At 74.0% G+C, this 17,658-nt stretch carries 16 protein-coding genes and 1 riboswitch; of the genes, 7 read left to right on the forward strand and 9 right to left on the reverse strand.

All coding sequences use genetic code 11. The features are described 5' to 3' along the window. Positions 1-16: 16 nt before the first annotated feature. The 3 genes from ACZCAH_RS07040 to ACZCAH_RS07050 form a co-directional block, all read right to left on the reverse strand. Complete coding sequence (locus ACZCAH_RS07040; protein ID WP_464340409.1) at positions 17-706, reverse strand: ECF transporter S component; 690 nt, start codon at positions 704-706, stop codon at positions 17-19. After that, a complete protein-coding gene (locus ACZCAH_RS07045; RefSeq protein WP_464340410.1) occupies positions 703-1,446 on the reverse strand; it encodes a YkoF family thiamine/hydroxymethylpyrimidine-binding protein in 744 nt (247 codons plus the stop codon). Before ACZCAH_RS07045 ends, ACZCAH_RS07040 begins: the two co-directional genes overlap by 4 nt. A 37-nt stretch (positions 1,447-1,483) precedes the next feature. Continuing rightward, a riboswitch (TPP riboswitch) is annotated at positions 1,484-1,592 on the reverse strand. 12 nt (positions 1,593-1,604) lie between these two features. Next, positions 1,605-2,324, reverse strand: coding sequence for an MBL fold metallo-hydrolase (locus ACZCAH_RS07050; RefSeq protein ID WP_464340411.1), 720 nt, complete (start codon positions 2,322-2,324; stop codon positions 1,605-1,607). A 123-nt stretch (positions 2,325-2,447) separates the two neighbouring features. On the opposite strand from ACZCAH_RS07050, the gene purS reads away from it, so the two are divergent. Then, a complete protein-coding gene (purS, locus tag ACZCAH_RS07055) occupies positions 2,448-2,699 on the forward strand; it encodes a phosphoribosylformylglycinamidine synthase subunit PurS (protein WP_329747501.1) in 252 nt (83 codons plus the stop codon). Then, entirely contained in the window at positions 2,699-3,424 is a 726-nt protein-coding gene (gene purQ / locus ACZCAH_RS07060; RefSeq protein WP_464340412.1) for a phosphoribosylformylglycinamidine synthase subunit PurQ, read from the forward strand. The genes purS and purQ overlap by 1 nt, the downstream gene beginning before the upstream one ends. A gap of 42 nt (positions 3,425-3,466) precedes the next feature. Here purQ and ACZCAH_RS07065 read toward each other — a convergent pair whose 3' ends face one another. Together ACZCAH_RS07065 and ACZCAH_RS07070 are read right to left on the reverse strand one after the other, a co-directional pair. After that, positions 3,467-4,699, reverse strand: a complete 1,233-nt coding sequence (locus ACZCAH_RS07065; RefSeq protein WP_464340413.1) for a class I SAM-dependent methyltransferase — start codon at positions 4,697-4,699, stop codon at positions 3,467-3,469. A gap of 103 nt (positions 4,700-4,802) precedes the next feature. Beyond that, the gene (locus ACZCAH_RS07070) at positions 4,803-5,846 is read right to left on the reverse strand and encodes a pirin family protein (RefSeq protein WP_464340414.1); all 1,044 of its coding nucleotides are present in this window, start codon (positions 5,844-5,846) and stop codon (positions 4,803-4,805) included. A gap of 41 nt (positions 5,847-5,887) precedes the next feature. Here ACZCAH_RS07070 and ACZCAH_RS07075 point away from each other — a divergent pair, with 41 nt between their 5' ends. After that, positions 5,888-7,009, forward strand: coding sequence for a serine hydrolase domain-containing protein (locus ACZCAH_RS07075; RefSeq protein WP_464340415.1), 1,122 nt, complete (start codon positions 5,888-5,890; stop codon positions 7,007-7,009). Positions 7,010-7,059: 50 nt separating this feature from the next. On the opposite strand, the gene ACZCAH_RS07080 is transcribed toward ACZCAH_RS07075, so the two are convergent. Beyond that, positions 7,060-7,467 (reverse strand): MmcQ/YjbR family DNA-binding protein, encoded by a 408-nt coding sequence (locus ACZCAH_RS07080; protein WP_464340416.1) that lies wholly within the window; start codon positions 7,465-7,467, stop codon positions 7,060-7,062. A 74-nt stretch (positions 7,468-7,541) separates the two neighbouring features. On the opposite strand from ACZCAH_RS07080, the gene ACZCAH_RS07085 reads away from it, so the two are divergent. Then, on the forward strand, positions 7,542-8,501 hold the full coding sequence (locus tag ACZCAH_RS07085; protein WP_464340417.1) for a nucleoside hydrolase: 960 nt from the start codon (positions 7,542-7,544) through the stop codon (positions 8,499-8,501). A gap of 9 nt (positions 8,502-8,510) precedes the next feature. On the opposite strand, the gene ACZCAH_RS07090 is transcribed toward ACZCAH_RS07085, so the two are convergent. Genes ACZCAH_RS07090 through ACZCAH_RS07100 form a run of 3 tightly spaced genes read right to left on the reverse strand, consistent with a single transcriptional unit; the run spans position 8,511 to position 12,213 of the window. After that, positions 8,511-9,512 carry a MaoC/PaaZ C-terminal domain-containing protein gene (locus tag ACZCAH_RS07090; RefSeq protein ID WP_464340418.1) on the reverse strand — a complete coding sequence of 334 codons (1,002 nt, stop codon included), beginning with the start codon at positions 9,510-9,512 and terminating at the stop codon, positions 8,511-8,513. Then, positions 9,509-10,849: a 3-oxoacyl-ACP reductase gene (locus ACZCAH_RS07095; protein ID WP_464340419.1), complete on the reverse strand. Its 1,341-nt coding sequence runs from the start codon at positions 10,847-10,849 to the stop codon at positions 9,509-9,511. The genes ACZCAH_RS07090 and ACZCAH_RS07095 overlap by 4 nt, the downstream gene beginning before the upstream one ends. A gap of 41 nt (positions 10,850-10,890) precedes the next feature. Beyond that, on the reverse strand, positions 10,891-12,213 hold the full coding sequence (locus tag ACZCAH_RS07100; RefSeq protein ID WP_464340420.1) for an acetyl-CoA C-acetyltransferase: 1,323 nt from the start codon (positions 12,211-12,213) through the stop codon (positions 10,891-10,893). A gap of 94 nt (positions 12,214-12,307) precedes the next feature. Between ACZCAH_RS07100 and ACZCAH_RS07105 the strand changes: the two genes are divergently transcribed. From ACZCAH_RS07105 to purL, 3 genes are all read left to right on the forward strand, one after another. Then, positions 12,308-13,033, forward strand: coding sequence for a TetR/AcrR family transcriptional regulator (locus tag ACZCAH_RS07105; RefSeq protein WP_464340421.1), 726 nt, complete (start codon positions 12,308-12,310; stop codon positions 13,031-13,033). Beyond that, entirely contained in the window at positions 13,030-15,189 is a 2,160-nt protein-coding gene (locus ACZCAH_RS07110) for an acyl-CoA dehydrogenase family protein (RefSeq protein ID WP_464340422.1), read from the forward strand. Before ACZCAH_RS07105 ends, ACZCAH_RS07110 begins: the two co-directional genes overlap by 4 nt. Positions 15,190-15,303: 114 nt before the next feature. Then, on the forward strand, positions 15,304-17,628 hold the full coding sequence (gene purL / locus ACZCAH_RS07115) for a phosphoribosylformylglycinamidine synthase subunit PurL (protein WP_464340423.1): 2,325 nt from the start codon (positions 15,304-15,306) through the stop codon (positions 17,626-17,628). The last annotated feature ends 30 nt before the right edge of the window (positions 17,629-17,658 follow it).

A 17,658-nucleotide genomic window follows, 5' to 3' on the forward strand; every position in this document is an offset into this window, starting at 1 on the left:
CCGCGCCGTCACCGACTCAGCGGACACGGCGCTCGGGGATCGCCGCCGCACCGGCGGCCCCGATCGCGAAGTCGGCGAGCACCCCGGTGCGCTCGAGCGCCCGCACGATCACGCGGGCGAGCAGCCCGCCGAGCAGGACCCCGGAGAGCATCTGCACTCCGAGGCGGAGGGTGAGCAGGTCCTGTCCGTACCAGCCCATGCGGTAGGCGGTCCAGAAGAAGACGAGGCTCGCGCCGAGCGCTCCCGAGACGGCGAACACGCCCCAGCCGTAGCGGCGGTAACGGGTCAGGGCGAAGGGCAGCTCGGAGCCGAGGCCCTGGAGCGCGGCGGAGAGCAGCAGCAGCGGGCCGACGGGGCTGCCGAGGAAGACCACCTCGATCACCGCCGCGAGGATCTCGGCGAGGATGCCTACGCCGGGGCGGCGCAGGATCGCGATGGCGATGGGCCCGACCAGCAGCCAGGACCCGAACAGCACGTGCTGGGCGAGGTCGCCGGCGGGCCCCATCGCAATCGCGAGCAGGTTCCAGGCCTGCACGAACGCCCAGTACAGGAAGCCGAACACGACGCCGAGCACGACGACCAGCACGAGCTCCCGGAGGGCCAGCGGAGCTCGGCGGGGGCGCGCGGCGCCGGTATCGGGAGAGGTCTGTGCGGTCTGCGGCGCCGCGGCCTCACGGGAGTCGGGGCTCTGCGGCCCGGCGCTCATCGGGCCTCCTCCGCGGACGCGTCCGGCCCGGTCCCCGCGGTCACGCCCGCAGAGATCTCAGCGGGCGCGTCAGGCAGCTCGCGCAGATCGTGGGACGGGCTGTTCAGGGAGATCGTGAGGTGGCTCGTGACGTGCTGGACGCCGCGGCCGACGAGCAGCCAGCCGGCGATGGCCGTCGCGATCACGTCGCCGAGGTCGCCCTCGAGGCGGGTGACGAAGTGCTCGGAGCCGCGGAAGGTGCCGAGCTCGCGGGCGTGGTCGATCGCGGCGTAGATGTCGCGCATGTGGTCGGGCGGGGTGCCGTCCTCGGCGACCGCGTCGGCCAGCGGGTACAGCGCCCACTCGGCGCTCGCGAACCGCCCGGTGCGCCGTGGCGGCGGCACGGCGGTGACGCGCGGTCCCGCCCCACCGGGCAGCTCGCAGGCCACCTCCCCGGGGCAGCCCCGCGAGAGCAGCACCGACATCGTCGCGTGGTGCTCGGTGCGGGCGAGCGCCTCGCCGAGGTCGATCAGCGCGCGCTGCAGGTGCGTCTCGTGGCCGCCCAGATAGGTGGAGACGTCCCCGGTCTCGCGCACGAGCCCGGTCAGGTCGAGGGCGGAGAGGGCGCCGACCAGGAACCGGGCGTAGTCCTCGCTCATCACGGCGGCGGTCACGCGGGCGCCGACGCCGAAGCCGAGCGGTGTCGCGGTCGGATCGGGCGAGGTGGTGGGGGCGGCGGGGGCTGCTGGCGGTGTGGTCACGGTCCATGCCTTTCGAGTGGGCACGGGCACGCGGCGACGATCGCCTGGCGGAGCTCCCTGCGCCGGCATGATCCGGATCAGGTTCTACGGTCGGAGTTGGAGAACTCCCTCTCAGCCCGGCTCACCGGACTCCCGTGCACGCCCGGCACCCTACCCGCTCACAGCTCGATCGAGCGCTCCGGGTCCACCCAGTCGCGTACCTCGGTGCCCTCGGCGGCGAGCGCCGTCGCCTGGCGGACGTAGATCGCGCGGCCCCCGGCGCTCGCGACCGCATCGTGCACCGGGAGGGCGAGCCGCGGACGGACCGCGCGCAGGAACTCGATCGTCTCGGACATCTTCGACCAGGGGGCGACGACTGCGAACGCGAGCACGTCGATGCCCTGGAACTCGGCGAGCGGCTCGAGGCTGTCGCCGGTGACGCCGAGGCGCGGCCCGTCCCCCGCCGAGAGCACGAGGCCCGTGTTGCCGACCCGCGGGATGTCCGGGTGGATGACGGCGTGCGCCCCGCCGGCCGCGGTCACCCGCAGTGGCGATCGGCCGTCGACGGCGGGCAGCTCGTGGGACTCCCCCGCGGGCAGGGCCCGCATCCGCTCCGCCGGGATCGCGGGCCCCTCGCCCATGGGGCCGGCGGCGGCCTGGGCGAGCAGAGCGACCGTCTCCGGCTCGGCGAGGACCTGCGCGCCCGGATGCCGCTCGAGCACCTCGAGGAGGAGGGCGCGCTGCACGTGATCGGCGTGCTGGTGGGTGATCGCGACCAGGTCGATCGGTCCGTCGACGGCGCGCACCGCGTCGACGCTGAACATCCCCGGGTCGATCAGGACGCGCCGCGCGGCGACCTCGACGAGCAGGCAGGAATGGACGAGATGGCGGATCCTCATGGCGACTCCCGGGGGGCGTGGTGGTCCTCCGACCGTACGCCCCTGGACCGCCCGCCTCCGGGTCCGGCGCGCTCGGTAGGATGACCCGCAGGTCCCTGCCCCGCCCGCCCCCGAGGAGCGCCCATGCCACGCGTCGTGGTCCACGTCATGCCGAAGCCCGAGATCCTGGACCCCCAGGGGAAGGCGGTCGCGGCGGCCCTGCCCCGTCTGGGCTTCGAGGGCGTCGCCTCCGTGCGCCAGGGCAAGCGGTTCGAGCTGGAGGTCGCCGGCGAGGTGACCGAGGAGGTCCTCGCGACCCTGCGCGAGGCCGCCGAGACCCTGCTGTCGAACCCCGTGATCGAGGACGTCGTCGCCCTCGAGGTCGAGGACGCCTGATGCGCATCGGTGTGGTCACCTTCCCGGGAACGCTCGACGACCGGGACGCCCTGCGCGCCGTGCGGCTGGCCGGGGCCGAGCCGGTCACGCTCTGGCACGGCGAGGACTCGCTGCAGGACGTCGACGCCGTGGTGCTGCCCGGTGGCTTCTCGTACGGCGACTACCTGCGCGCCGGGGCGATCAGCCGGTTCGCGCCCGTGATGGAGAAGGTGGTCGATGCGGCGAACGGCGGCATGCCGGTGCTCGGCATCTGCAACGGCTTCCAGATCCTCTGCGAGACCCACCTGCTGCCCGGCGCGATGATCAAGAACGCCCACCGCTCCTTCATCTGCCGCGATCAGCCGCTGCGGGTGGAGAACGCCCGCACCGCCTGGACCTCCGGCTACGCCCAGGACCAGGTGATCCGCGTGCCGCTGAAGAACCAGGACGGCCAGTACATGGCCGACGCCCGCACCCTCGACGAGCTCGAGGCGGAGGGCCGCGTGGTGTTCCGCTACGTCGCGGGTGCCACCCACGGCCCGGCCGGCTTCGAGGACAACCCCAACGGCTCGCAGCGCGACATCGCCGGCATCACCAATGCCGCGGGCAATGTCGTGGGGCTGATGCCGCACCCCGAGCACGCGGTCGAGGCCGGTTTCGGCCCCGACGAGCCCGGCCAGGGCACGCGCACGGGCACCGACGGCCTGGCGATGTTCACCTCGGTGCTCACCGGCCTCGTCGCCTGAGCCCCGGGCGCCTGCGGCCGGGCCGCCGCCCTATCCCACTCACTACCGCGTCGCGCTGAGCACCGTGAAGCGGCGATCGCGGGCGCGCTCCCGCACCGGGCCGACGCGCCGCTCCACCTCCGGCCGGTAGCGCAGGTGCGAGTTGTGCACGAACCACAGCTGCCCGCCGGGGCGCAGCACCCGCGCGGCGGCGTCGAGGAGGTCCTGCACGAGCGTCGCGTCGACGGCGGTGCCGTCGTGGAAGGGCGGGTTCAGCAGCACCAGGTCCGTGCTGCCGTCGGCGACCCGGGAGAGCGAGACGTCCCAGGTGACCTCCACGCCGTCCTGCGCCAGTCCGCTCGCGGCGAGGGTCGCGCGGGTCGCGGCCACCGCATCCGCGTCGTCGTCGCTGCCGAGGACTGCCGCGTCCGGGAGCGCCGCCGCGAGATAAGCGGTCAGCAGGCCGTTGCCGCAGCCGACATCGACCGCGCGCGCGATGGCCGACGACGTCCCGCCCGCACTCGACCCAGCAGCTGACGTCGCCTCCGCTGCGCCGCCCGGGACACCGCCCACCGCGAGCTCCCCCGCGACGAGCGCCGCATCGAGCGCCCCCAGCAGCAGCAGCGAGCCGGCGTCGGCCCGCGCCCCGCCGAACACGTCGCCGATCCCGCGCAGCCCGAGCTCCCGGCTCTCGCCCCGGACCGCCACGGTCGCCGTGCCGGTCGCGGGCGCGGGCAGGGTCGTCTCCGGCCGCGGCGCGGACGCGACGAGGGCGCGGGACTTACCGAGGCCGCGCGAGCCGCGCACCTGTGCGAACGCCGTGGCCAGGACGTCATTCTGGGAGGGGCTCATGTGCTTGACCCGCCCACCCGCGATCAGGGTCAGGTCCTCCCTCCCGCTGCGCGCCGCGAGCACCGCGACGCGCCGCGCGAGGTCCTCGAGGCCGGCGAGGGACTTCGGCAGCCGCGCGAGCACCAGGTGCGCCTCGGCCCCGGCTGCGAACTCCTCGAGCGGGGCGGGCTCGGTCCCCGTCGGCAGCACCAGACGCCCCGCGGCGAGCGCCTCCGGGAGCCGCTCGGCGAGCGCGGCGGTCTCCGCCCGCGAGGCGCTCCAGGAGTGGACTCTCGCGCCGGGATGCTCGGTGACGAGCTCGAGGGCGGCGGCGGTGAGCGCGCCGGTGGTGTCGCCGACGACGAGCAGGTCGCAGGGGCAGCCGATGCCGCCCTCCTCCTCGGCGGCGCGCAGGATCACCCGCTCGGTTTGGTCGAGGGTGGGGAGGGCGTCGGTGCTGGTCATGTCTTCTCTCGGGGATCAGGGGGAGCTCCCGGCCGCCGCAGGAGCAGGCTGCAGGCGGCCAGAACAGTCAGGACGGGCAGAACAGTCTGGTCGGTCAGGGCGATCAGTCGGGCAGGCCGTGGCGGCCGCGGGCGCGGAGCCGGCCGCGGGGCAGCTCCGGGGCGGGCAGTGCGGCGGGGGTGTGCGCGGCGAAAGGGCCGAACTGCTCGGCGTCGGCGGCGAGGCCGCCTCGCTCCCGCACCACGGGCGCGATCGGCGTGTCCTCGAGGGCGAGCTCCACGCCGATCTCCGCCTGGTAGCGGGCGCGGAACGCCTCGATCTCCTCATGGGTGCGGCCCACGAAGTTCCACCACATGACGATGTCCTCGCCGAGCGGCTCACCGCCCAGGAGCATCAGGCGCAGGGGCAAATCGCCGGTGGCGCGGATCTCGAGATGCTTGGCGCCGTCGGGCAGCACCATCAGCTCGCGCTCGGCGACATGGCTCTCCCGCTCCTCCACCCGCAGCCGCGCGGCGCCGCGGTCCACGAGCACGCCGTGCTCGTGCGCGGGGTCGAGCGCGAGCCGCAGCGTACCGCCCGCGTCGAGGTCGAGCTGGGCCATGGTGAGCGCGGTGTCGGTCGCGACGGGGCTGCGGTCCTCGAGCGGCACCCCGTCAGTGTCGACGGCGCGCAGGGTGCCGAGACCCACCCGAGCGCGGGCGGTGCCGGTCGCGAGCTCCACGGGGGTGTGCACCGTGAACTCCCGCTCGCGGAAACGGGTGCGATCGGGCAGGGCGAACCACAGCTGCACCCCGTGGAGCACGGTGGTGTCGAGCGCGGAGAACTCCGAGTGGGTGATGCCGGCACCGGCGACCATGAGGTCGACGTCACCGGGGCGCACCAGGGCGTGGCTGCCGAGCGAGTCGCGGTGCGTGATGGCACCGTCGAACAGCCAGGACACCGTGGCGAGACCGGTGTGGGGGTGGCGGGCGACGCGCATCCCGTCGGTCGCGGAGACGTCGTCGGGACCGAAGTGGTCCACGAAGCACCAGGCGCCGATGAGGGAGGTACGACGGGCGGGGAGGGTGCGGTGCACGGTCATCCCACGCGGCCCGCCGAGCGGCACCTCGCGCGGCTCCAAGCGGACGAAGTCCGAGAACGTGCTCATGGGCCGAGTGTAGGCGGCGCCGGTCGCCCTACTCTGGGGCCATGTCGACGCCGACCTCGCCCGCCGTCCGCCTGCTCGAGTCCGCGATCCGCGCCGGCACGGTGCCCGGCGGGATCATCGCGCACGGGGCCGACCCCGAGCCGGTCGCGCGCGGCCGGGTCGCGCCGGGAGGACCGCCCTTCCCCACCGACGCGATCCTCCGCATCCAGTCGATGACCAAGGTCATCACGGCCGTGGCGACGCTGCGCCTGATCGAGCGGGGAGAGCTCGCGCTCGACGCGCCGGTCGCCCGCTGGCTGCCGGAGCTCGCCACCCCGCGCGTGCTCCCGCACCCCCTCGCGCCGCTCGAGGCCGCCCGACCCTCCGCCACCCCGATCACCGTGGAGCACCTGCTGACCTGCACCTCCGGTCTCGGCATCGCGACCGCGGAGGGGCCACTGCAGCGGGCCATGGCCGTCGCCGGCCTCGAGGCGGGCTCGGCGCCGTGGAGCCTCGGCGCCGACGAGTGGCTCGCCGCGCTGGGCGGTCTGCCGCTCGTCGGCGAGCCCGGAACGGTGTGGCGCTATCACCATTCCTTCGGGGTACTGGGCGTGCTGCTCTCGCGACTGACCGGCAGACCCCTCGGGGAGCACCTGCGCGCCGACCTGCTGGATCCGCTGGGGATGGCGGACACCGGCTCCTTCGTGCCCGCGGCGCAGCGGCATCGGCTGCCGCCGGCGTTCCGGATCGAGGACGGCGGCCTCGTCGAGGTCGAGCCGGCGGCCGGCGGCCCGCTCGTCGGCCCTCCCCCGCACGACGTGTCGCACGGCGAGCTGGTCTCCACCGCCGCGGACTACCTGCGCTTCCTGCGGGCGCTACGGAACGGGGATCTGCTCTCCGCGGAGCACCTCGCGCTGCTGGCATCGGACCTGGTGCCCGCGGCGGCCAAACAGGAGGACTCGTTCTTCCCCGGATTCTGGGACGGCACGGGCTGGGGCTGCGGCGTCGCGGTCGTCACGGGCGGGGAGCGTCAGGGCAGCTGGGGCTGGTCCGGCGGGTTCGGCACGGACTTCTTCGTCGCGGCCGACGGGACGATCGGCCTGCTGCTGGTGCAGGTCGAGATGGGAACGGAGCTGATGGGGCTGATCGACGAGTTCCAGCAGCTGCCCGCGCCGCGCGGCTGATCCCCGCCCTCCGGGGTGGCCTCCCGCCCGACTCCCCGCGACGGCGCGGATCAGGCCCGGCGCGGGGAACCCTGCTCGAGCTCGGCGAGCAGGCGCGCCGGGGCGACGGTGCGGTACGACTCCTCGATCAGCTCGGCGAGTTCCGCGTCGTCGGTGCGCACGTCGAGGTCGATCCCCAGCCAGCCCGAGGTCCCGAGATAGGCGGGCGCATAGCTGCGCTCGTCCGCGACGAGCGCGGTTCGCTCCCTCTCGGGCAGGTGCACGAGCACCGACCGAGGATGCTGCTCCCAGTCCCCATCCACCGTCAGAGCTCCGCCGTAGTAGCAGTGGACCTTCACGGTGTGGAAGGCGGGTCGGCCGTGGCTGATCTTCTCCCGGGCACCGGGCAGGGCCAGCGCGATCGCGCGGACCCTCGCCAGAACCGGGTCGTCGTCGTCGAACATCTGCGGATGCGGCATGGGCCGATCATCTTCCGGCGCGGGCGCCGCGGCCAGGCCCGCCGCGGCTCCGCAGGGCTCCGTAGGCTGACCCCATGACGCTCCCCGTCCTCGTCGACTGCGACACCGGCATCGACGACGCCTTCGCCCTCACCTATCTCGCGCTGCGGGAGGACGTCGAGGTGACAGGCATCGTCTCGACCGGCGGGAACGTCCCCGCCTCGGTGGTGCACCGCAACAACCTCGTGCTCGCGGAGCTGCTCGGGATCCCTGCTCCCGTCGCCCTCGGCGCGGATCGGCCGCTCGTCGAGCCGCCGATGTTCGCCGACGACACCCACGGCCCGGGCGGGCTCGGCCATGCCGTGCTGCCCGAGCCGACGCGCGCGGAGGATCCGCGCTCGGGGGCGCAGCTGTGGGTGGATCTCGCGCGGGAGCGTCCGGGCGAGCTGGTCGGCCTCGTGCTCGGCCCGCACACGAACCTCGCCCTCGCGCTCGAGATCGAGCCCGAGCTGCCGCGGCTGCTGCGACGGCTGCACGTGATGGGCGGCGCGATCCATCACCGGGGCAACACCGGCCCGACGAGCGAGTGGAACATCGCTGTGGATCCGGAGGCGGCGCAGCGGGTTCTGGCGGCCTTCGCGAGCGCGCCGCGTCTTCCCGTGCTCGGCGCCCTGCAGGCGACCGAGTCGGTGCACGTCCACGGCGAGGTGCTCGAGCGGGTCGAGCAGCTCGCCGGGACGTCCGCGAACCCGGTCGCGCGGATCCTCGCCGACGCGCTGCGGTTCTACTTCGAGTTCCACGAGTCCGACGGATTCGGCTGGAGCGCGCACGTCCACGACCCGCTGGTCGCGGCGCACGCCGTCACGGGCGACTTCGCATCGACCCGCCCACTCGCGGTGGACGTCGAGCTCACAGGCACCCTGACCCGCGGCCAGACCGTCGGCGACGAGTTGGGCCGCTGGGGCCGGGAGCCGACGGTCGGCCTGCTCACCGACGTGCAGGCCGACGCCTTCGTGGAGCATCTGCTGAGCACCCTCGAAGCCGGGCTGAGCTGACCCCTCCGCTCACCGCTCGAGGGTCGTGACCTCGACCTCCAGGCACCGGCGCGGACCCTTCTCGCCGCGGCCCGGGCGCCAGCCGACGCAGCGCACCGTTCCCGTCGCCGGATCGTCCTCGAAGGCGACGAGCAGCGATCCGGGCAGGGTGACCGGGGCGTCGAAGGAGACGTCCCAGCGCAGCGGCCGCGACAGGTCCACCCGCGACTCGGTGAAGGCGCGGGAGGCGGTGTACATGCCGTGCGCGATCGCCGACGGGAAGCCGAAGGCGCGGGCGCTGAGCGCGGAGAGGTGGATCGGGTTCACGTCCCCGGAGACCGCGGCGTAGCGACGGCCGGTGTCCGCTCCGAGCCGCCAGCGGCCCGTGGGACGCGGGGGCGAGAACTCCTCGCGCGCCGGAGCGGCACCAGCGGCACCGTCGGCACCAGATCGCGTATCCGCCGCAGCGGCTGCACCGTCCGACCCGGCCTCGGATCCGCGGCCGCGCACGAGATAGGTGGACACGTCGGTCGCGATGATCCGCCCGTCCTGGCCGAGGATCGTCGAGACCGCTTCGAAGGTGCGGCCCTTGCGGTGCGGGCGCAGATCCCGCACCCGGCACTCGACGTCGACCAGTTCGCCCACTCGCACCGGACGGTGCTGCAGCACCTGGTTGCGCAGATGCACCAGGCCGAGCAGCCGGAAGGGGAAGTCGCGCCGGGCCATCAGCGCGAGCGAGACGGGAAAGGCGAGCACGTGGAGCACGCCGGGGTGGACCAGGTCGGTCGCGGCTCCGCCCATCAGATGGTCGAAGTCGCGAGCCCGCTCCCCGTCGATCCGGACGGCCCGGACCCGGTAGGCGATCTCCGGCAGGCGCGGTTCCCTGCCGTCGCGGCGCGCCCCGCGCGGATCGAGGGCGGCGGCGTAGATCGCGGGGAAGGAGGGCAGATCGGCGAGGTCGCGGATCTGTTCCCCGTCGGCCGGAGGACGCCAGGAGGCGCCGTGCCCGGGCTGGGCGTGCCCCGCGCTCATCGACCCACCATGTTCTGTCCGCACACCCGCAGGGTCTCGCCCTGGATGCCGCCCGCCTCGTCGCTCGCGAGGAAGGCGATCGCCTCGGCGACGTCCACGGGCAGCCCGCCCTGCTGGAGCGAGTTCAGCCGACGGGCGATCTCGCGGGTCACCGGCGGGATCTTCGCGGTCATCTCGGTCTCGATGAACCCGGGGGCGACGGCGTTCGCGGTCCCGCCCGCGGGGGCGAGCCGTGCCGCGAGCGCGTCGACGAAAGCCATCACCCCGGCTTTCGAGGCGGCGTAGTTGGTCTGGCCGCGGTTGCCGGCGATGCCGCTGGTGGACGCGAGGGAGACGACGCGCGGGTGCTCCCCGAGCACGTCCCCGGCCTCGAGCAGCGCCTCGGTCAGCGCGATCTGGCTGGTGATGTTCACGGCGAGCACCGGATCCCAGCGGTCCGGGGTCATGTTCGCGAACAGCTTGTCGCGGGTGATGCCGGCGTTGAGCACCAGGATGTCCAGGGGCAGATGCCGCTCCCGCAGGAAGGCGACCAACCGCTCCCCGGCGGTGGGCGAGGTGACGTCCAGCTGGATCGGCACGGCGCGCAGCTCGTTGGCCAGGCGGGAGAGCTCGGTGCCCGCGCCCGGCACGTCGAGGACCACGAGCCGGGCCCCGTCGGCCGCGAGGGTGCGGGCGATCGATGCGCCGATGCCGCGCGCGGCCCCGGTGACCAGGGCGGTGCGTCCGGCGAGCGGGAGGGAGCGGTTCTCGGTCTCCGTCCCCGCCGGACTCGAGACGGTCAGGAACTGGCCCGTGACGAAGGCGCTGCGCGCCGAGAGCAGGAACCGCAGCGCGCCGAGCACCCCCGGGGCGTCCAGGCCCACGCCGTCGGCCACCAGCACGCCGTTGGCGGTGCCGCCGGCCCGCAGCTCATGGGCGAGGGAGCGGACGAAGCCCTCGACGCCGCCGCGGGCGGCGTCCCGCGCGGGCTCCTCTCCCGTCGCGGGACGGGAGACGGTGACGACCCGCGCCCCGGGCGCGAGGGAGCGGACGGCCCCGGCGAACGGCAGCACGAGCGGCCCGAGCTCGGCGGGGGCGGCGAGCTCGTCCGCCACCACCAGCACGGTGCCGACGGTGCGCAGGTCCTCGAAACGGCGGCGCACGTCGGCGCCGTCCTCGAGGAGGCGGTGGGCGATCGCGTCGGCTCCCGCCGAGGCGCCGAGCACCACGACGGGGCCGAGCACGGGCTCGGGGCGGTCCTCGCGGCGCAGCAGCCGGGCGGGGCGGGGCAGGCCCAGCTGCTTGGCGAGCATCCCTCCGGGCCCGGAGCGGACGAGTCGGGTGTAGGTGTCGGTCATCGGTTCCTCCTGGTCGGCTGGTCTGCTGCTCTGATCCGGGTTCAGGCCGTGACGGACTCGAGCAGCATGACGGTGCCCTGTCCGGCGGCGGCGCACACGGAGATCAGCCCGCGCTGGGTGCGGCCGGTCTCAGCGGCGCGCGCGTGCAGCAGCTTGGCGAGGGTCGCGACGATGCGTCCGCCGGTCGCGGCGAAGGGGTGGCCCGCGGCGAGCGAGGAGCCGGACACGTTCAGGCGCGCGCGGTCGATCGCGCCGAGCGGGGCGGAACGGCCGAGCCGGGTCCGGCAGAAGTCCTCCGACTCCCAGGCCTTCAGCGTGCTCAGCACGGTCCCGGCGAAGGCCTCGTGGATCTCGTAGAGGTCGAGGTCCTGCAGGCTGAGGCCGTTCGCATCGAGCAGCTCGGGCACCGCGTAGGCCGGGGCCATGAGCAGCCCCTCGTCGCCGTGGGCGAAGTCGACGGCGGCGCTGCGCGCGTCGACCACGCGGGCGAGCGGGGTGAGGCCGCGCTCCGCGGCCCAGTCGTCGCTGCCCAGCAGCACGCTCGAGGCACCGTCGGAGAGCGGGGTGGAATTGCCGGCGGTCATGCTCGGCTCCGCGACCTGAGGGGACGTGACGCCGAAGACCGGCTTCAGGGACGCGAGCTTCTCGAGGCTCGAGTCCGGGCGCAGGTTCTGGTCGCGGGCGAGGCCGCGGTAGCCGGTGACGAGGTCATCGAGGAAGCCGGCGTCGTAGGCGGCGGCGAGGTTCCGGTGGGAGGCGAGGGCGAGCTCGTCCTGGGCCTCGCGGGTGATGCCCCACTGCGCGGTGGTGAGCGCCTGGTGCTCCCCCATGGACAGCCCGGTGCGGGGTTCGCTGTTGCGGGGCGGGAGCGGGGAGAGATCGGCGGGGCGGATCGCGGAGAGGGCCTTGACGCGCTGGAGGGGCGTCTTCGCCGCGGCGGCGCGGTGCAGGATGCGGCGCAGGCGCGCGGAGACCTCGATCGGCGCGTCCGAGGCGGAATCGACGCCGCACGCGATGCCGGAGTCGATCTGGCCGAGCCGGATCCGGTTGGAGACGTGCAGCACGGTCTCGAGGCTCGTGGCGCAGGCCTTGGACATGTCCAGGGCGGGGGTGCGCGGGTCCAGCGGGGTGCCGAGCGCGCTCTCCCGGGTGAGGTTGAGGTCGCCGGCGAGCTTCAGCACGGCGCCGCCGGCGATCTCGCCGAGCTTCTCGCCCTGCAGGGAGTAGCGGGCGACGAGGCCGTCGAGGGCGGCGGTGAGCAGGTCCTGGTTGGAGATCCCGGCGTAGGGACCGCCCGAGCGGGCGAACGGGATGCGGTTGCCGCCGAGGACGAGGGCGTCGCGGGGAGCATCGGGGTGGGTCACGGGGTGCACCTCTTCGTGGTCGTGGGGTCGCGGACTGTGCAGGTCCCGGGAGGGACTTTACATAGAACCAGCGGTACTTGATACCCTAGGTTCCGTGAATGCGACGACGCAAGCCCCCGTGGACGGGCGCTCCGCCCGCTGGGCCCGGCACCGCGAGCAGCGGCGCACCGAACTGCTGGACGTGGCCCGCCATCTGATCCACGAGCGCGGCCCCGACGTGACGATGGAGGACATCGCCGCGGCTTCCGGGACGTCCAAGTCCATCGTCTACCGGTACTTCGAGGACAAGGCGCACCTGCAGCGCGAACTGGGCCGGGCGATCCTCGCGGCGATGCACCGCAAGCTGCTCGTGGAGCTGCGGGAGCTCGAGCGGCGCAGCGGCCGCGAGCCCTCCCCCGAGGAGCGGATCCGCGCCATGATCGCCGCCTACGTCGAGACGGCCCAGCGCTCCCCCGGCGTGTACCGCTTCGTCACCCGGCCCAGCGACGGCCTGAGCCACTTCCTCGCCGCGGTCACCCGGCTCGTCGCGACCTTCCTGCCCGCCGAGACTCCCTCTCCCCAGGTCTGGGCCCACGGCGCCGTGGGCTTCGTCGAGCGCGCGGTCGACAGCTGGATGGCGGTGGTCGAGAGCGCGGACCGCTCCGCCGCGGCCGACGCCTCGGGCCCATCCGCTCCGGCCGACCCGTCCGACCCGTCCGCCGCTGCCGCCGCCGCTGCACCCGGCTCCTCCCCGACCACCGCACCGCCCGCCGACCCGATCACCGCCGATCAGCTCGTGACCCACCTGGTCACCTGGCTCATGAAGGGACTGACCCGATGACCCCCCAGACCACACAGCCCGCGCAGCACGATCGCACCGCGCAGGCCGCCGAGCCCGCGACTCGCACCGCGACCCCCACCGGTCCGATCCCCGTCCCGGCCGACGGGAGCGCACGCCTCGACGTCGAGCTGGTCTCCGAGGCGCTCCTGGGCCGCTGGGCCGACGCCCGCCGCACCTCCCGCGACCGGGCCGCACAGCCCGCGTTCCACCGCCCCCTCGACGCGAGCGTCGCCGAGCACCGCGAGCGCGTCTACGCTCAGCTGCAGGAGCTCGCCGACCAGCAGGTGTCCCTGCCGATGCTCCCCGAGCACCTGGGCGGCCCGAACGACAACGGCGCGAACGTCGCCGCCTTCGAGGAGCTCGTCGTCGCCGACCCGTCTCTGCAGATCAAGGCCGGCGTGCAGTGGGGCCTGTTCACCTCCGCGATCGTGCAGCTCGGCGACGAGGAGCAGCAGAAGGCCTGGGTCCCGGGCGCGATGAGCCTCGAGACCCCCGGCGCCTTCGCGATGACCGAGATCGGGCATGGCTCCGACGTGCAGTCGCTCGCGACCACCGCGACCTTCGACCCCGACGGCGGCGAGGACGGCGAGTGGGTCCTGCATACCCCGTTCCGCGCCGCGTGGAAGGACTACCTGGGCAACGCCGCGATCCACGCCCGCGCCGCGACGGTCTTCGCGCGGCTCATCACGAACGGCGTCGACCACGGCGTGCACTGCTTCTACGTGCCCGTCCGGGATGCCGACGGGAACCTCTTGCCCGGCGTCTCGAGCGAGGACGACGGCGAGAAGGGCGGCCTGAACGGCATCGACAACGGGCGTCTCGCCTTCGACCACGTGCGGGTGCCGCGCCGGAACCTGCTGAACCGCTACGGCGACGTCGCCCCCGACGGCACCTACACCTCGCCCATCGAGTCGCCCGGGCGCCGCTTCTTCACGATGATCGGCACGCTCGTGCAGGGCCGCGTCTCCCTCGACGGCTCCGCGATCCGCGCCTCGCAGCTCGCGCTGCACATCGCGATCACCTATGCGACCCAGCGCCGCCAGTTCACCGCCGCGGATCCGACCCGCGAGACGGTGCTGATGGACTACCAGGCGCACCTGCACCGCCTCCTGCCGAAGGTCGCCGCGACCTATGCGGGCGCCTTCGCGCACGAGCAGCTGCTGCAGGCGTTCGACGACGTCTTCTCCGGCCGCGGCGACACGCCCGAGGCGCGCGAGGACCTCGAGACGCTCGCCGCGACCCTCAAGCCCACCTCGACCCGGCTCGCCCTGGACACGATCCAGGAGTGCCGCGAGGCGTGCGGCGGCTCGGGCTTCATGGCGGAGAACCAGCTCGTGGGGCTCCACCAGGACCTCGACGTGTACGCGACCTTCGAGGGCGACAACACGATCCTGCTGCAGCTCGTCGCGAAGCGCCTGCTCTCGGACTACACCTCCGAGCTGAGGAGCGTGGACCGGGCCGGGATCGGCCGCTTCATCGCCCAGCGCGCGGAGGTGCTCGCCAAGCGCCACACCCCCTGGGCGCGCCTCGGCCAGTCCATGAGCGACCGCGGGAACCCGCGCCGCGCCTTCGACTCGATGCGCCAGGCCGATTTCCAGGAGGAGATGCTCGCCGACCGCGCCCGGGTCAAGGTCGAGGAGGTCGCCCTCGCCCTGCGCGGCACCGCGAAGATGAGCCCGGCCGACGCCGCCGCCGAGGTCAACAAGCACCAGGTGGAGATGCTGGACGCCGCCCGCGCCCATGCCGACCTGGTCCGCTGGCGCGCCTTCACGGCAGGGATCGAGGCCCTCGACGGCCCCGGCGCCGAGGACAGCCGTGCGGTGCTGACCGACGTGCGCGACCTCTGCGGTCTCACCGCCATCCAGGACGACCTCGCCTGGTTCCTGCTCTCGGGGATGATCTCCCCGCAGCGCGGTCGGCAGATCGGCGCGGACCTCCGCCGACTGCTGTGGCGTCTGCGCCCGCACGTGCTGGACCTGGTCGCCGCCTTCGACATCCGCCCCGGTCACGTCCGCGCGCCGATCGCGCTCGGCGGGGAGCAGGAGCGGCAGGACGAGGCCGCGGCGTACTACCGCGCCCAGCGGGCGAGCCACGACGCACCGGTCAGCGAGAAGGCGCTGCGGGACGCCGCGAAGCAGCGGCCCGGTCGCCGCTGAGGGAGAGGCGGACCGTCACGACCCGGATCGCGGGACGACCGTAGACTGGGCGGGCATCGGGCGGCGGCGCCCGGTGCTCCCCCAGCCCTCGTGACGAACGGACCCCACCCCGCGATGACCGCTGAGACCACGACCTACCCCGCCGGCCCCGTCGGCGAGTCCGACACCGTCGAGAACGCGGCCGCGACGCCGGACCAGGTCCAGCCGTACGCGGAGCTCGGGCTCAAGGACGACGAGTACGCCCGCATCCGCGAGCTGCTGGGCCGCCGCCCCACCAACGCCGAGCTGGCCATGTACTCGGTGATGTGGTCCGAGCACTGCTCCTACAAGTCCTCCAAGAAGCACCTGCGCACCTTCGGGAAGCACACCACCGCGAAGATGCGCGAGAAGCTCCTGGTGGGCATGGGCGAGAACGCGGGCGTCGTCGACATCGGCGACGGCTGGGCCGTGACCTTCAAGGTCGAGTCCCACAACCACCCCTCCTTCGTCGAGCCGTACCAGGGCGCCGCCACCGGCGTGGGCGGCATCGTGCGCGACATCATCTCGATGGGCGCTCGGCCGGTCGCCGTCATGGACCAGCTGCGCTTCGGCGCGATCGACCATCCCGACACCGCGCGCGTGGTGCACGGCGTGGTCTCCGGCGTCGGCGGCTACGGCAACTCCCTGGGCCTGCCGAACATCGGCGGAGAGACCGTCTTCGACGCCTCGTACCAGTCCAACCCCCTGGTCAACGCGCTCGCCCTGGGCGTGATGCGCCATGAGGACATCCACCTCGCCTCCGCCACCGGCGCGGGCAACAAGGTCGTGCTCTTCGGCGCCCGCACCGGCGGCGACGGCATCGGCGGCGCCTCGATCCTCGCCTCGGAGACCTTCGAGGAGGACGGCCCGGTCAAGCGGCCCAGCGTCCAGGTGGGCGACCCCTTCATGGAGAAGGTCCTCATCGAGTGCTGCCTCGAGCTGTACGCGGCGGGCACCGTCGAGGGCATCCAGGACCTCGGCGCCGCCGGCATCTCCTGCGCGACCAGCGAGCTCGCCGCCAACGGCGGCTCCGGCATGCACATCCATCTTGAGGAGGTGCTGCTGCGCGATCCCACCCTCACCGCAGGCGAGATCCTGATGAGCGAGTCCCAGGAGCGGATGATGGCGGTGGTGAGCCCCGAGAAGCTCGCCGAGTTCCAGGCCATCACCGCGCGCTGGGACGTCGAGGCCGCCGTGATCGGCGAGGTCACCGGCGACGGGCGGCTCACGATCGACCACCACGGCGAGCGCATCGTGGACGTGGACCCGGCGACCGTCGCGATCGACAGCCCCGTCTACGACCGCCCCTACGCCCGGCCCGACTGGCAGGACGCCCTCCAGGCGGACGCCGCCGAGGCGCTCCCTCGGCCGGGCACCCCCGAGGAGGTCATCGCGCAGCTGCGCACCCTGATCGCCTCCCCGAACCTCGCCTCGACCGGTTGGATCACCGATCAGTACGACCGCTACGTCGGCGGCAACACCGCCCTCGCCATGCCCGACGACGCAGGCGTGCTGCGCATCGACGAGGAGACCGGGCGCGGCATCGCCCTCGCGACCGACGCCAACGGCCGCTACACCAAGCTCGACCCGCGCGCCGGGGCGCAGCTCGCCCTCGCCGAGGCCTACCGCAACGTCGCCACCGCCGGTGCGGTGCCGCTCGCGATCACCGACTGCCTGAACTTCGGCTCCCCCGAGGATCCGGGCCCGATGTGGCAGCTGGTCGAGGCGATCGGCGGTCTCGCCGAGGCGTGCGAGACCCTCGAGGTGCCCGTCACCGGCGGCAACGTCTCCCTGTACAACTCCACCGGCGAGCCCGGGCGGATCGACTCCGCCATCCACCCCACCCCCGTCGTCGGCGTGCTCGGCGTCTTCGAGGACGTCGCCCTTCGCGTGCCCTCGGGCTGGCAGGGCGAGGGCCTCGCGGTGCTCCTGCTCGGCACCACGCGCGAGGAGCTCTCGGGCTCCGCCTGGGCCGACGTGATCCACCAGCACCTCGGCGGGCTCCCCCCGCGGGTGGAGCTCGAGGCGGAGCGGTCGCTCGCGCGCGTGCTCATCGCCTCCTCGGAGCAGGGACTAGGCGCCGCCGCGCACGACCTCTCCGACGGCGGGCTCGCCCAGGCCCTCGTGGAGTCCGCGACCCGCTTCGGCACCGGCGCCGCCATCGACCTCGGCCCGCTGCTCGAGCGCGACGGCGTGGACCTCGCCACGGCGCTGTTCTCCGAGTCGCAGGCCCGCGCCCTGGTGGCCGTGCCCGCGGAGCGCCTCGAGGAGTTCACCGCCCTCGCCGCCGAGCACGGCGTGCCGCTGCTCGCCCTCGGCACGACGGGCGGCGGCGAGCTGTCGATCGCCGGCCTCGCCGATCTCGGCGTCGCCGAGCTGCAGGAGCTGCGCGAGGGCACGCTCCCCCGCTACTTCGGCTGAGGGCCGGGGACGACAGGAGCGCCCCGGGAC

This window comes from Brachybacterium sp. B718/18 (assembly GCF_055454375.1).